Annotated in this window: 9 protein-coding genes; all 9 read left to right on the forward strand. The window is 42.0% G+C overall.

The genetic code is table 11. The features are described from left to right. Positions 1-3 precede the first annotated feature (3 nt). The 9 genes from H1A11_RS03485 (at position 4) to H1A11_RS03525 (ending at position 16220) form a co-directional block, all read left to right on the forward strand. Positions 4-1413, forward strand: coding sequence for a sialate O-acetylesterase (locus H1A11_RS03485; RefSeq protein WP_119961987.1), 1410 nt, complete (start codon positions 4-6; stop codon positions 1411-1413). Continuing rightward, positions 1410-3590 (forward strand): DUF4434 domain-containing protein, encoded by a 2181-nt coding sequence (locus H1A11_RS03490; protein ID WP_119961986.1) that lies wholly within the window; start codon positions 1410-1412, stop codon positions 3588-3590. The genes H1A11_RS03485 and H1A11_RS03490 overlap by 4 nt, the downstream gene beginning before the upstream one ends. 20 nt (positions 3591-3610) lie before the next feature. Then, positions 3611-5155, forward strand: coding sequence for an ADP-ribosylglycohydrolase family protein (locus H1A11_RS03495; protein WP_117600983.1), 1545 nt, complete (start codon positions 3611-3613; stop codon positions 5153-5155). A gap of 9 nt (positions 5156-5164) precedes the next feature. Beyond that, positions 5165-6175, forward strand: coding sequence for a GRP family sugar transporter (locus tag H1A11_RS03500; RefSeq protein ID WP_181757725.1), 1011 nt, complete (start codon positions 5165-5167; stop codon positions 6173-6175). A gap of 25 nt (positions 6176-6200) precedes the next feature. After that, complete coding sequence (locus H1A11_RS03505) at positions 6201-7757, forward strand: DUF4434 domain-containing protein (RefSeq protein ID WP_165491394.1); 1557 nt, start codon at positions 6201-6203, stop codon at positions 7755-7757. Positions 7758-7971: 214 nt separating this feature from the next. Continuing rightward, positions 7972-11214, forward strand: coding sequence for a TonB-dependent receptor (locus H1A11_RS03510; protein ID WP_117600969.1), 3243 nt, complete (start codon positions 7972-7974; stop codon positions 11212-11214). A 15-nt stretch (positions 11215-11229) separates the two neighbouring features. Then, complete coding sequence (locus H1A11_RS03515) at positions 11230-12942, forward strand: RagB/SusD family nutrient uptake outer membrane protein (protein ID WP_117600968.1); 1713 nt, start codon at positions 11230-11232, stop codon at positions 12940-12942. Positions 12943-12968: 26 nt separating this feature from the next. Beyond that, the gene (locus tag H1A11_RS03520) at positions 12969-14117 is read left to right on the forward strand and encodes a glycan-binding surface protein (RefSeq protein WP_117600981.1); all 1149 of its coding nucleotides are present in this window, start codon (positions 12969-12971) and stop codon (positions 14115-14117) included. A gap of 108 nt (positions 14118-14225) precedes the next feature. Continuing rightward, a complete protein-coding gene (locus H1A11_RS03525) occupies positions 14226-16220 on the forward strand; it encodes an NPCBM/NEW2 domain-containing protein (protein ID WP_117600967.1) in 1995 nt (664 codons plus the stop codon). Positions 16221-16233 lie beyond the last annotated feature (13 nt).

Below are 16233 nucleotides of genomic sequence, written 5' to 3' on the forward strand. Positions count from 1 at the left end.
GATATGAAAAGAATTGTATATTTTTTAGTTTCTCTGTTGGGATTTACCAAATTGGCGGCACAAGATCCTGCTGATTTTGTCCTTCCATCTATAATAAGTGATCATGCGGTGATGCAACGCGATGCCGAAGTGAAGCTTTGGGGATGGTGCCCCAGTGTTTGGGATTTGAAGATTGTGTGCAGCTGGGCTCCCAATGACACGGTTCATGTATCTTCTGATAAATATAAATATTGGGAAACTTATGTAAACACCCCCAAGGCTGAAGGACCGTACACCATTCAGTTTTATGGTTGGGAAGGTAAACTTTGTGCAGAGGTGAAAGACATTCTGATGGGAGAGACTTGGCTTTGTTCCGGTCAGTCAAATATGGAGTATTGCTTTAAGTGGCGTGTGGATGACATCACCGATAGAAGTACACTGTTTGACAATAAAAAGATTCGTTTTTTCAAGGTGGCTAAGTCATCCTCCGCATATCCGGTTGAGAGAATTCAGGGAAAGTGGGAAATCTGTTCCCCCGAAACTGCAGAAGACTTTAGCGTAGTGGCTTTTTGCTTTGGGAAAAAGTTGAATGAAGGGTTGGGCAATCTTCCTGTCGGGTTGATAGGGTCTTATTGGGGTGGCACTGCCATCGAGCCTTGGATTGACGAATTTACGTTGCGCCATGAGAAACTGGAAGAAAAGACTAAAGCATTGACTGCCGGATGGGCACCGACTGCTAATTCTTCTCTTTACAATGCGATGATCCATCCCATTATAAACTACACTATTGCCGGGGTTATATGGTATCAGGGAGAAGCTAACAATGAAAGGCATCAGGATTATGGAGTAATGTTTGATGCTATGATTAGGGGCTGGCGTAATGCTTTCCATCATTATCTGCCTTTCTATTTTGTCCAGATAGCTCCCTGGAGTGGCTATGCAGATAAAAATGCTGCGTATTTGCGTGAACAACAAGCCGATGTGGCTGCTACATTAAGAAATACCGGCATGGTTGTGGTGGGGGATTTGGTAAACGACCTGACAGATATTCATCCGAGTCTGAAGAGACAAGTAGGAGAACGATTGGCTGATATGGCTTTGAAAAATAGTTATCATAAAGAGGATATACAACCGTATTCGCCTATGCTAAAATCCTTTAGAGTAGATGGTCGTAAAGTAATTGTAACAACGACTGCTATTGGCAAACTTGCTTGCAGGGATAAGGCCATTCGCCATTTTGAGGTCGTGGATAAAGAGGGCAATTTGCATCCGGCTAAGGCTTCTATATTAAAGAATGGAGATATAAGTGTCATTGCCGATAAGGTGAAGGAACCGGTAGGAGTACGTTATTGTTTTTCCAATGATGCTATGCCTGATTTATTTGATAGTAACGGATTGCCTTTGGCTCCATTTAGAACAGATCGTAAAAAATGAAAAAATCTTTATTATATTTAGTTTGTTGTTTTATTTGCCTCTCTGCTTTTTCTCAAGCTTCTGATTTGAAGTTTCGTGACGGGAAGTTCAAGATTGTTCAGTTGACAGACCTGCATTGGGTAGAGAGTGATTCTTATAAATTGAAGAATGACAGCACTTGTCATTTGATTCGTGAAGTTATTCGTATAGAAGATCCGGATTTGGTTGTTCTTACAGGTGATGTAGTAGTTTCTTGGAATGCTAAGAAAGGATGGGAGAAATTGACCAAAATATTTTGGGAAACCCAAACTCCTTTTGTCGTGACCTTTGGCAATCATGATGAAGAAACGGATATGAACAATGCCCAGATATTGGACTATCTGTGTACACGGCCTTATAACCTGACTTATGATGCTGAAAAAGGACTTTCTGGCTCTGGCAACTGCATGTTGACCGTCCGTTCTTCTGATGCTGCATCCGAAAAATGGGTACTCTATTTCTTCGATTCTCACAATAATACCAAAGATCGTTCTTTTGGCTATTATGATTGGATTAAGCATGACCAGATAGAGTGGTATAGAAAAAGTAGCAGTCTGGTTACTGCTCGTAACAAGCGCATATTGCCTTCCTTGGCTTTCTTCCATATTCCTCTGCCTGAGCATGAAACGGCAAGGTGGACATGCCGGGAGTTTGGCGAGAAGCAGGAGGGTGTTTGTGCTCCAAGTGTGAATACCGGGTTGTACTCCTCATTTATAGAAAAGAGGGATGTTATTGGGGTGTTTGTAGGTCATGACCATAATAATGACTATATGGTTGATTTAGACGGCAACATAACTTTGGCCTATGGCCGGAAGACAGGTTATCCTTCCGCCTATAATGAAACGCTTAGCCGGGGGGTACGTGTCATTAATTTGCATGAAAATGAATCTGTTTTTGATACTTATATAAGAGATTTGAAAGGGACCTATTTTCATTATCAATTTGAGCAGAAAAACAAGGGCAGTAATATTCCTCGTTTCAGTGGTTCCTTTGTGCAAGAGTTTTTGGTGACAAATTGGGACGACGAACGTTGGAATCAGGAAATGGATATGCTGAAAGAAGCTGGCATGAAGTACCTGATTTATGCACCTGCATTGCTGGTGGATGAAAAAGGGAAAACAACTACAAATTATCCGTCTGCTCTGACGAAGAAGAAGCAAGGCAGCAGAACGCTTGAAAAGTGTTTGCAAAGTGCACAAAAAAATGGCATTAAAGTATTTGTAGGATTAAACTTTAATGAACGCTGGTGGAAAGTGGATTATGATGCTCACTGGTTGCTGGAACAAATGGAAGTGGGTAATAAGGTGGCAGATGAGCTTGTTGCCTTGTATAAAGAAAAGTATCCGGATGCCATGCATGGCTGGTATTGGGTTTGGGAGGTGGACAACTTGAATTGTATGACTTCTGAACGTCAATCAATTTTAGCAGAGGCATTGAATATGAATTTGAACCATCTTTCCGAGATTGCTCCGGGAATGCCTCTTATGTTGTCTCCGTTTATGAATTACAAGGTGGGTGGAAATGCTGAAGAATATGGCAAGATGTGGACGAACGTCTTTGCGCAAACCGACTTCCGTCCGGGAGATATATTCGCTCCTCAGGATTGTGTGGGTGCAGGTGGACTGAATTTGGATAATTTGTGGGAATGGTTCTCTAGTTTGAAGAAGGCTGTCAACACTAAACCTGGACTGAAGTTTTGGGGAAATGTAGAGACATTCGATCAGCGCTTTTGGACTAGTGCTCCTTTGGAAAGGGTTCAAAAACAGCTGGAGATTGTAAATGGTTATGTCGGCAACCTGATTTGTTTTGCATACAATCATTACAATAGCCCGTTTGTAGTCAATCCGGCGTATCATCAGGCATATCTTCAATATTGCCGGACGGGATGTTTGCCTATAATGGATATTCCTGAGAGAGTGAAGAGTGCCGCTGTACGAAAGGTGGCTAAGGGAATCGAAGTCAGTTGGATACCTGATGAGGTGAAAGCGGTTGACGGATACAGTATCTATCGTGATGGTCAGTTGATTATGAAATTGCAAATACGTGACGGACAACTTCCGAGGACTTTTGTTGATGCAGAAGGAACAATAGATAATGCTTATGAAGTGGCTGTTTATAATGTGATTGGCAAAGAATCCGCTAAAGTAAAGGCTGAATGACAACTATAAAATTGATAAATATGAAGAATGTAACTTTTATTATTTGGATTTTCGTTGTACTATGTGCAGGCTGCGGTTCTTCCACTTCAGTTGTGCAGGATGAAGTCTCTATGACTAAAAAACAATTGGCTGATAAAGTGAAAGGTGGTTGGGCGGCAAAAACTATTGGCTGTACTTATGGAGGACCGGTTGAATTCTTGCATAATGGTACTATGATTCAAGACTATACTCCCATAAAATGGTCCAAAGATAGGGTGAAATATTATTATGATACATTTCCGGGATTGTATGATGATATATATGTGGATATTGTATTTGTGAATGTGTTCGACCGTTTGGGCTTAGAGGCACCGGCCGATTCTTTTGCCGTTTCGTTTGCTGATGCTGGATTTCCTTTGTGGCATGCCAACCAAGTTGCGAAGTATAATATTAAGCAAGGCATTATGCCCCCCATGTCCGGACACTGGTTGAATAATCCTCATGCAGATGATATTGACTATCAGATAGAAGCCGATTTTGCAGGTCTAATGTCACCGGGCATGCCTAATACCGCTTCTGAAATTTCAGATAAAATCGGCCATATCTTTACGTATGGCGACGGCTGGTATGGTGGTGTGTATGTAGGAGCTCTGTATTCCATGGCTTTTGTTTCAGACGATATGGAGTATGTGGTAGAAGAGGCATTGAATACAATTCCCGAGCAAAGTGATTTTTATGCTTGTATAAAAGATGTGATTGGTTGGTATCGGAAATACCCTGATGACTGGAAACAGACTTGGTTTGAATGTCAGAAGAAGTGGACTTCGGAAGTGGGTTGCCCCGATGGTGTTTTTGTTCCGTTTGATATTGATGCAAAGATAAATAGTGCCTATGTGACCATAGGGCTGCTTTATGGCAAGAAAGATTTTTATCGGACAATTGATGTTTCGGCACGTTGCGGACAAGATTCTGATTGCAATGCGGCTACTGCTGCCGGCATATTGGGTACAATGCTTGGATATAGTAATATTCCGGAATTATGGAAAGAAAGTCTTTATGAAGTAGAGGACACCCCATTTGCCTATACGGAAGTTTCGCTGAATAAGCTTTATGAGTTAAGTTTGAAACTGGCTTTGGAGGTGATAGAGCAGGAAGGAGGCTCTATTCAGGGAGAGCAGGTTGTTATTAAAACGCAACAGCCGGTTGCTGTAAAGTATGAGAAAGCTTTTGAAGGCCATTATCCGGTAGAGAAGAAGGCTGTTAACTTTTTGTTGCAGGATTCTTCAGAGTTCATGTTTGATGGTAACGGATTTGTTTTGAAAGGATATGTGAAATGTTCTGATGAATCGTATATTGCGAGTGTTGCGATGTATGTGGATGGTTCTTTGGTAGAAACAGCCAACCTTCCCGTTGCAAAATCTACTTCTATAGACGATAGGAGGGTTGATTTGTTTCATAGATACCAGTTGCCTGATGCGGCGCACACGGTTGTTTTAAAATGGTTGAATCCTCGTAAAGACGCACAAGTTTATTTAGGTGAGGCGGTAATTTATTCCGGCCAGCCCAATCAATTAACCTATAAATAATCAGTCGTAATGTATATAGTTGAAAATTATGGATTGGCAGTAGCTCTTTGTTGGGTTACAATGCTTTGCTGGGGCTCTTGGGGAAATACCCAAAAGCTGGCAGCGAAAACCTGGCGATATGAACTTTTTTATTGGGATTATGTTGTTGGTATTCTTCTTTTCTCTTTGATATGGGGATTTACTTTGGGGAGTACGGGGGATGCCGGTAGAGCTTTTGTTAATGATATGCTTCAGGTTGATGCTTCAAACTTCTGGAGTGCGTTTCTGGGAGGTGTCATTTTTAATGCATCCAATATCTTGCTGTCTTCTTCCATGTCATTGGCCGGTATGTCTGTCGCTTTCCCCGTAGGCGTTGGGTTAGCTCTGGTATTAGGAGTATTTATAAATTACTTTAGCGTCCCTAAAGGCGATGCAACTGTGTTGTTTTCTGGAGTATTTCTGATTGTGCTTGCTATTATTTTTAATGGTATGGCTTCCGGTAAAGTTGCTAAAGGAGGAACAGACCAGGCAATGAGGAAAAAGGGGATTATCATAGCCGTGTGTGCAGGCATATTGATGGCATTTTTCTATCGTTTTGTAGCGGCTGCTATGGATTTAGAAAACCTGGAAGCACCGACTGCGGGTATGATGACTCCTTATTCAGCATTGTTTGTATTTGCAGTGGGTATTTTTGTCAGCAACTTCTTCTTCAATACATTAGTCATGAAGAACCCCTTTGTCGGCAAACCGATGGCGTATAGTGACTATTTCAGTGGAAATATGAAGACGCATCTGGTTGGAATTCTGGGAGGGGCTATCTGGGCATTGGGGACTGCTTGTAGTTATATTGCTGCGGGAAAAGCTGGTGCGGCTGTCTCCTATGCTTTGGGACAAGGTGCCACTATGGTTGCTGCCTTATGGGGGATTTTTATCTGGAAAGAATTCAAGGGCGCATCTAAGCCAATAAATTTGCTGCTTGCGTTTATGCTGGTACTTTTCCTTTCAGGCTTGGGGTTGATAATTGTATCTGGTGGTAATTAAATTTTTTATTTTTAAATAATATACTATGAGACAAAAAAAACAAATGAAAATGTGGGGGCTGTTGGGATTGTTGGCTGCATTACCAATAATTTCTGTATGGGCAGGAAATAATGGCTCTGACGAATCTCGAAAAGAAAAAATGGTCAAATCGGTTTCTGTGATACAGCCTATTACAGGTACGTGGATTAATTTGGCCTACAAGGACGTACGGAATAAGTATACTAATCCACAACATTTTGATAATACGGATCCTAAATTATGGACTGCTAAAGTGCGTGAATTGGCCAATATGGGGATTGAATATTTGGTGTTTATGGAGGTTGCCAATGAAGGGAAAGCGTATTATCCGTCAAAGTTGATGCCGTGGGTATATAATGATAAATTGCAAAGCCCCGTTGACGCGATTCTTGACGAGGCGGCCAGACATGATATGAAGGTATTCATGAGTACGGGTTGGGCAAAAGACCAGGATGACAACCTGCTTGATCCGGCAATAAGGGAGCGCCAGCTTCAGATTATGGAAGAACTTGCGTCTCTCTATAAAAATCATAAGGCTTTCTATGGCTGGTATCTTCCGGTTGAAGATTGTATTTGCCCCATTTTTGCAGAGCATGCTGTGCAGTCAGTAAATACACTGACAGAGAAGGCTAAGTCCTTGACTCCCGGAAAGAAGACCTTGATATCTCCGTACGGGATTGGCTTGTCTGAATTCGACCATCCTGATTTTGAGAAGCAGATGGCAAAGTTGAAAGTGGATATCATTGCCTATCAAGATGAGGTGGGATGTGTGCGTGACAAGTTTACCCTTCCTCGTTTGAAAAAGAACTGGCAAAGGATGCGCGATATACACAACCGTCTGAATATTGAGATGTGGGCTAACTGCGAGACCTTTACTTGGGAGGAAGGAACCAATGACCGCCAGTCTGCTTTGATTCCGGCTGCTTATCCCCGTTTGCTGTCACAGCAGGCAGCGGCTTCTGCAGCCGGTGTTGATAGGATTATTTCGTTCATGTTCGGTGGAATTATTGAAGATCCGAAGTCCTCCTACCAATTGGGGCATCCGGTTTGGTCTAATGATTTGTACAACAATTATATGGCATGGAAAGAAGGGGACATTTTTTGGAAATTGTTTGAAGCGGCTTTGCTTGAGGCATTGGGCAATTCTGCTACCCCCGAAATGATTGGCAAGGCTGACATGAAGGCACTGGCAGATGGTCGGGTAGCCGAAGAGGATAGTGGAGACAGCCGTTGGGTAAGGTTTGAAAAAGGTCATCATGAGGTAGTGATTGATTTGCAAAAGAATACTTCGCTTCGAAAGGTGCTGGTACGTACTTTGAACTATAATCAGGAAAAGATAGGTGCTCCTTTGAAGGTTTATGTTTACACTTCTCAAGATGGCCAGACTTATAATCTGGCTTCAATAAAGGATGCTCCGTATTTTCCTAACAACAAGCATGATGCTTGGATTGACGGGGTGTTCTTCGAGAATCTGGATGAAAGGGCGCGCTATGTGAAGATTGCTTTTGATGCTTTGGAAAATGTATATATGGATGAGATATTTATTAATCCAGTAATCAGATAGAGGATATTGCAATGGGATTATTACGTGGGGATCATAGGGGAGTGAAGCCGCCCAAGCGTGAGTTCGTACCATCGTATTAATGTGTTTGTCCGTCTTTAAAGTAGTTTAGGGCTGTTAGAGTTTAGTTTATATGGAGCCGTATCCTTGACAGATGGGAATCGGACATTGAATGCATTGAAAAACTTCATTTAATTATTTAATCAATAGAAAATCTATGAAAAGATTACACACATCAATGAAATGTATTGTTGGCATACTGTTGGTTGTCCTGATGGTTGTGCCGAACGGGCTGAAGGCCGAAACCACAGAGGTGTTCCAGGCTTCTAAAGTAACAGGAGTTGTTCTGGACGAACTGGGCGAACCGGTTATCGGTGTTACCGTGCGTGTCAAGAATGACAAGAGGAACGGTACTATCACGAATGCCGATGGACGCTATGTGATCAGTGTCTCAAAAAATGCGACATTGATATTCTCTTATATAGGTTACAGGACACAGGAGGTCGCAGTGAAGGGCAGAAATACGGTCAACGTGACATTGTCGGAGGACAGCCAGATGCTGGAAGAAACAGTAGTCATTGGTTATGGCAGTGTGAAAAAACGTGACCTTACAGGTGCTGTATCATCCTTGAAAAGTGAGGACTTGCTAAAAACCAACCCTGTGAGCATAAACCAGGGTCTGCAAGGAAAAATGGCAGGTGTAAATGTGTCTCAATCAGACGGTGCTCCTGGTGCGGGTATCAATATCCAGATCCGTGGTGCGAATTCATTTACTACCAGTACGGAACCTTTGTATGTGGTTGACGGCATGCCGTATTCCATGGGAGAAGGGCGTTCTACAGACTTTGGCATGAAGCAAAGTAATAACCCCTTGAGTACCATCAGTCCGCAGGACATTCTCTCCATTGAGGTTTTGAAGGACGCTTCGGCTACTGCCATTTATGGTTCCCGTGCAGCCAATGGGGTTGTTTTGATTACTACCAAATCAGGTTCTGAGGGAAAGACTAAAGTTCAACTCTCTGCCAATCTCAGTATTTCCAATCCCGTTAAGAGAATAGATGTGCTTGACGCATGTGACTATGCCTTATATCGTAATGAACGAATCACGAACGGGCTGTTGTATGACGGTTATTCGGAGGCTGACAGTTCTTTGGAATATCCATTGCAGGGATATTGGTCTGAAATAAAGGAACCCGATCCCATCACAGGTGAGATGGTGGTAGTAGGTAAGGAATATAAGCCCAGCCCTTGGGATTACCGCAATGGTTTTGATTATAAAGGAAAGATGTTCTATGGAACCAACTGGCAAGACCAGATCTTTCAGACTGCAATTAGCCAGGATTACAATGTTACCGTATCAGGTGGTGATAAGAAAGGCAGCTACATGTATTCTGGCGGGTATACAGATCAGCAAGGTGTAATTGTGAATTCTTACTATAGGCGTTATACGGCAAGAGCTAACAATAACCGTAAAATCAATGATTTTTTAGAGTTAGGTACTAATATCAGTTTCGCAACAGCGGATAATCGTTTTGCCCGTACTAATAGTGAAACTTATGGTGTGATTCCTGCTGCCATTTCATTCAACCCGACCCGTCCTGTGTTTGATCCGGATAAAGACTCAGGCTTCTCAGAAGATTTTTCTACCGGTTTAGCCAATCCCTATCTGACTGTACACACGGAAAAGAACATTCAGGAGACACTTAATGTTTTTATTTCCAGTTTTGGTGAACTGAAGTTTACTGACTGGCTGAGATATCGTCAAAAATTTGGTTATGGTTACAGTTACTATGAACGTAATACCTATAATAATCGTTGGACCGGTTCCGGAATCTCTCCTACTAATGGATATGCGACGAAATCCGATGACGCCTATGAAAGTATCACGACAGAGTCTCTATTGACTTTTGATAAAAAAATTGGAATCCATGCTGTTAATGCCATGTTTGGTATGACTTATGAAAAATATATGTGGCACAGTAAATGGATGGCGGCATCCAATTTCCCTAATGACATGAATGAAGACAATGTGATTCAAGCCGGTATTAAAGATCGCCGGATTGAGAGCAGTAGAGGGAAATCTCAGTTGATGTCCTATTTGTTTAGGGCTAATTATAATTTATTGGACCGTTATTTGTTTACATTTTCAATGCGCCGTGACGGATCTAGCAAACTGTCGGAATCACATCGTTGGGATAATTTCTATTCTGGTGCCATTGCGTGGCGTCTTTCTGATGAAGCTTTTCTGAAAAGGTTGAATTTTTTTGATAATTTAAAGCTGCGTGTCAGTGCCGGTCAGACAGGAGGGCAAGGTGTCAGTGCATATGCTACCCGTTCTCGCTTTGTAACTTCTGATTATGGCATGGGCGGTTCTTTACAGAGCGGTATGGCTGAGGACCGTTGGGGCGGTCCGGCTGCAACTCTTTTGAAGTGGGAGACGACCAACCAGTTCGATGTGGGTTTAGATATTGCTTTCTTGAATAGTCGTGTAAACTTGACGGTCGACGCTTATTATAAGAAAACAAAGGATTTGTTGCTTGACAAGCTTATCCCCATGAGTTCCGGGTTCAGTCGTATACAGGCCAATTATGGGAATGTGACGAATAAAGGTCTGGAAATTTCCGGACATTTTATTCCTGTCAAAGTACGCAATTTTTTGTGGAGCATTGATGCTAACATATCTTTTAACCGCAATAAAGTAGGTGGCTTGGATTCAGATCAATACTCGGATGTTGCTTGGGGGATTGAAAATATGTTTTTGGTACGTAATGGTGAGCCTATTGGTACGTTGTATGGTTATGTTGAAGATGGATTTTATGATAATGAGGCTGAGGTACGTGCGGATCCTTATTATAGGAATGAAACGGATTCTAAGGTAAAGAGCATGGTAGGGGAGGTCAAATATAAGAATTTTGATGAGGATCCTGTGATTGACAACCGTGATCGCCAGATAATTGGTGACACCAATCCCGATTTCCAATATGGTATAACCAATACATTGGAATGGAAAAACTGGACATTCAGTTTCTTTTTGCAGGGAACACAAGGTAATGATATTCTTAATGTCAATCTTAAGAAGTTTGATATGGCCAGTGTGGATAATATGCCTTATTTTATTTACAATAATCGTTGGACCGCAGAGAATAGGGCAAATGCTAAATGGCCACGAGCCAGTAGAACCAGCACACGTGCAATGAAGGCCTCTGACCGTTACATTGAGGACGGTTCTTATCTACGTTGTAAGAATGTCAGCTTAAGTTATCGTTTCCGCCATCCTATCAAATTTGTGGAAAGTATCAATCTGGCAGTCAGTGTCTCAAATTTGTTCACTATCTCTGGTTATAGTTGGATGGATCCTGATGTGAACTCTTTTGGTAGTGACCCTAAACGTAGAGGTGTGGATATGGCTTCCTATCCGAGTGCTCGCACATTCAACTTTGGTATTCAAATTGGATTTTAAATAATTGATGTTAGTATGAAAATCAAGAATATTTTAATGACATTGGGCTTGGGTTCCATGTTGATGACTTCTTGTTCATTGGATGAAGAAGTATATACATTTATTTCAGGTGAGGATCTTGCTGCTGACGGTGAATATGAACTGCTGGTGAATGGTGCTTATCAGCCATTGGCTTGGTTGTTTGAGTGGGGTAGTTATGACTCTGCGGTTAATTATGATAATGATTATCAGACAGGTCCTGGTTGGGCTTTTAAGGAAACCGGAACTGGTAACTTTTATAACAATGGTAGTATTAATAACCTTTTTGAATATTATTCGACTGCCATTCATCGTGCTAACTATCATTACTATTTGATAAGTACGATGACTAATGTGGCTGAAAAGGAGAAGAATAATGCTCTTGGTGAACTTCGGTTCCTTAAAGCGTGGGCCGAATTTGAGCTGGTACGTCGCTTTGGTCCTATTCCAATATTTAAAACGTCTATTAATGAGGGAAATGATACTTACCAGCCTAGAGCTTCTGTTAAGGAGGTATATGAAGATATTATTGCAAATCTAAAAGAAGCCGAAACTTTGCTTATGCCTCGTACGGATGCCAATTATCAGAAAGGGCATGTTTTTCGTGCCTCTGCTAAATCACTGTTGGCTTTAGTGTATGCGACGATTGGTTCTGCTTCAATGGAGAGTGGCAGGGTTATGGTCAAAGGTGGTCCCGGCAAAGTGACTAATCCTGATGGTACAGAGTCTGCTCTAATGCCTCAGGAAATTTGGCATGATAAGATTCGTCTTCCTGGTTATGAGGAGTTTGATTCACAAGAATATTATAGATTGGCGAAAGAAAAGGCGGGTGAGGTAATAACAGAAGGTGAGTGTACATTGGCTGCCAGCCAGAAAGACTTGTGGGCTCTTTCCAATAAGAATGGTCCAGAATTCTTGTTCTGTCTTCAGACTTATCCTGATGGAGACAATTTGTCTGGAAATTATTTAAGTGAATCTTATTATGGGTATTGGGATGATGATGGCACGATGGGTAAAGGGTATTATACCTACCGTGACCATTGGCTACAAATGTTTGATGATTGGGATGATGAACGCATTACCTGGGGAATCCTACACCGTTATCCTGGTTCTTACAATTCAGAAACTGGAGTTTATACTTGGTATTACTATCCGTTAAGAGATAGTGTCTATGTGAATCGTGAAGAAGCACCATATGAAGGCATCGAGCCTTATCAGAAAACAGACCAGCCTGCTTATGGCGCATATTTTGGCTCTCGTTTCACTAAATTTACGGCTGTAACGGGCACAATTGATGGTACACGTAAAGACTATAATTGGCCGTTTTTGCGTTATGCTGAAGTGTTGCTCCTTTATGCAGAAGCTGATAATGAATTGAACGGCCCTACTCAAGATGCATTCTCCAAGATGGAAATGTTGAATAGGCGCAATAATAGTACATTGGTGAGTGAACGTCATAAGAAAAAGCCGTTTGATAAGGAAACTTTCCGTTCGTTTATCCTCGAAGAGCGTGCTAAAGAGTTTGCGGTGGAGGGCAATCGCCGTACAGATTTGATCCGCTGGGGTATTTATCTGCCTGTAATGAACGCCATTGGAATGGATGAGAATGGTAATTTGAAGAGACGTGAAGAAAAACACTGGCTTATGCCTCTTCCACCCGATGAAATTAACGGTAATCCTTATATTGAGAAAAATAATCCTGGATGGTAATTGTTTAATTATTAATGGAGAATACAATGAAAAAGATAATAAGTTTAAAGGAGATGTACTTTGTTTGTGCCCTTCTTATAGGAATGTCTTGGACTTCTTGTTCTGATGACGATGAAACGGCTATTCCTATAAAATTGGCCAGTATAACTACCATTGCAGATTTAGATAAAGTGATTGTTGAAGCTGCTTTGGGTGATTTTATAGCTGTCCATGGAACAGGTTTGGACACCCATAATATTGATTCTATTTTGATTGATGATGTCAAGGTTGATATGCAGGAGGTATATACCGAGAATAGCATTCTGTTCATGAAAATTCCTGTGAAATTGGCGACTAATAAGACCAATAAAATCTATATTTATAATTCAACGGGCTGTTTTGAACTTCCTTTCAAGACTTTGGCTCCCGATTTGAAACTGACGCGTATGTTCAATGAGTATACCAAACCGGGCGATACTATTATGATTTATGGAGATTTTTTCAATTTGTATGAAATCGATTCACTGAATGCGGTTGTTGATTTCAATGGAAAGGTTTCCCCTGTTATACGGTCTGCTAATAATTATTTGACAGCCAAGGTGCCGGTTGATGTGGACAAGAATATCCGTGTCAAGGTCAAGGGATTGAAGCACAATGTAGAGGCGGTCTGTCCGGGACGTTATTATGACCGTGAATTCATGATCATGGATTTTGATGAACTGTTGCCAAGCGATGTAGCCAATGTTGTGACCGATGAGAAGGATCCGCAGCGTTTGAGCGGAAATTTTTTGAGAATTGATGAAAATTCTGTATATGTAGATCCTTGGTGGTGGTATATTGCAGAAAGGGGTGGCATTGAATATACGGAGGATATGCTGGGACTTGAGTCATGCAAGGATTATGTGGTGAAATGTGAGTTCCGTACATCCAATCAGTTCATCAAGGATAAAATAAGTTTCAGTATTTATCATTATTGGGCGGCAGCTCCTTGTGATTGGATTGCAACAGATTTCAATGTCCAGAACTTTAATCGGTGGGAGACCATTACATTACCGTGGAATGTATTCCAATCTGTGGATTATCCAGACTATTATCCGGGTTCATACACTAATTTTAATATGCTTCTGAAAATAGATCCTGAAATAGCCCGCAATTTTGCTTTCGATAATATTCGTATTTGCAAAAAAGGGGATTGATCTGTATTTTGTAGTGAGGACGGTAATTAGGTAATATATATTGCTGTCCTCATTTATATTTTGATATAATTTGTTTTGTAATACTATTTACTAAATCTGATAAACAATATGAATTTGAAAGGATGTATGGCTGTGTGGGCTGTTTTAGCCATAGGAGGATATGCCCTGCAGTCTTGTAATACTGCTCCGGTCAAAGAGGTGTGGCTGGATGAACTTGGCCAAGACTCATGCTATGTGCAGGATTGGGGAACTGTTGAGATAAACCGTTCGGTCGTGCTTACACCATTGACAGTCAATGGTATCGTTTATGAGCGCGGTTTGGGGGCACATTCTATCAGTCGTATACTGTATGACTTGAAGAGTGAGGCTGTGTCTATTTCCGGACTTGCTGGTGCCGACGATAACAATAGGTTTGCCGGCAAGCTTCAATTTAAAATAGTCGGTGATCAAAAGGAACTTTGGAAAAGTGGGGTCATGAAGAAAGGGGATCCCGTTAAAGAATTCAATGTGAGTCTGAAGGGGGTCGATAAAGTCTTGCTTCTTGTAGAGGAGTGTGGTGATGGTATCATGTATGACCATGCGGACTGGCTGAATGTTAAGATAGAAACTCGCGGTGATGTGAAGCCTGTTCGTGCTTGGGCAAAACCCATCGCTAAAGAAAAGTATATTTTGACTCCGCCGGCTCCTGAGGTTCCGGTTATCAATAACCCGCTGGTTTTTGGTGTACGTCCGGGCAGTCCTTTCTTGTGGTCCATAATGGCTACAGGTGACCGTCCGATGATCTTTGAGGCAAAGGGGCTTCCGGAAGGAGTCAGACTGGACGAGAAGACAGGCCGTTTTACGGGTAAGGCAATGAAGGAAGGTGATTATAATGTTTTACTGAAGGCAACCAACAGCAAGGGAACTGCCGAAAAGGAAGTGACGGTCAAGGTGGGCGGTGAGATAGCCTTGACCCCTTCGATGGGATGGAACAGTTGGAATTGCTGGGGACTTTCCGTGGATGACCAAAAAGTGAGGGATGCTGCCCGCATGATGAGTGAGAAATTGCACGCGTACGGTTGGGAATATATAAACATTGATGACGGATGGGAAGCACCGGAACGTACCAAAGGCGGTGAAATCCTTTCTAATGACAAATTCCCGGATTTCAAGGCTCTGACCGATTATATCCACGGATTAGGACTGAAATTCGGTATTTATTCTTCTCCGGGTGCTACCACATGCGGTGGTCATGTAGGCAGTTATCAGCATGAGGAAATTGATGCCAGGACTTGGGAACGCTGGGGAGTGGATTACTTGAAGTATGACTATTGCGGTTATCTGGATATTGAAAAGGATTCGAAAGAAGAGACCATTCAGGAACCTTATATCGTTATGCGAAATGCTTTGGATAAGGTAAAACGTGATATTGTATTTTGTGTAGGTTATGGCGCTCCCAATGTCTGGAATTGGGCGGCTGAAGCAGGAGGTAATCAGTGGCGTACTACACGTGATATTACTGACGAATGGAATGTGGTGACTGCGATTGGGACCTTCCAGGATGTGTGTGCAGATGCCACGGCACCAGGTAGAAACAATGATCCGGACATGCTGGTGGTTGGCAAATTGGGGCAAGGCTGGGGAAGCAAGGTGCATGATTCTTACTTGACAGCTGATGAGCAATATTCCCACATCTCTTTGTGGTGCATTCTTTCTGCCCCTTTGTTGATCGGTTGTGATATGGCAAATATGGATGACTTCACACTGAATCTTCTGACAAACAATGAAGTGATAGCGGTCAGTCAGGATCCGATGGTGGCTCCGGCTAGAAAGATGCTTGTCAAGAACGGACAGATCTGGTCTAAGAAATTGTATGACGGTTCTTATGCGGTAGGGTTCTTCCATGTGGATCCTTATTTTATTCTTTGGGATCAAGATGATGCTGAATCCATGCAGATGCGTGACTATGAATTCGACTTTGATTTGAACCTGCTAGGTATTGAGGGGAAGGCGATGGTCCGTGATTTATGGAGGCAGAAGGACTTGGGAGAAGTGGACGGCAGTTTCCAGACTAAAGTGCCTTATCATGGTGTCACTTTCGTAAAAATAACCCCAATAAAATGAATTCTGTCAAATT

The sequence above is a fragment of the Bacteroides sp. CACC 737 genome (assembly GCF_013874375.1).
Lineage (GTDB): Bacteria > Bacteroidota > Bacteroidia > Bacteroidales > Bacteroidaceae > Bacteroides > Bacteroides uniformis.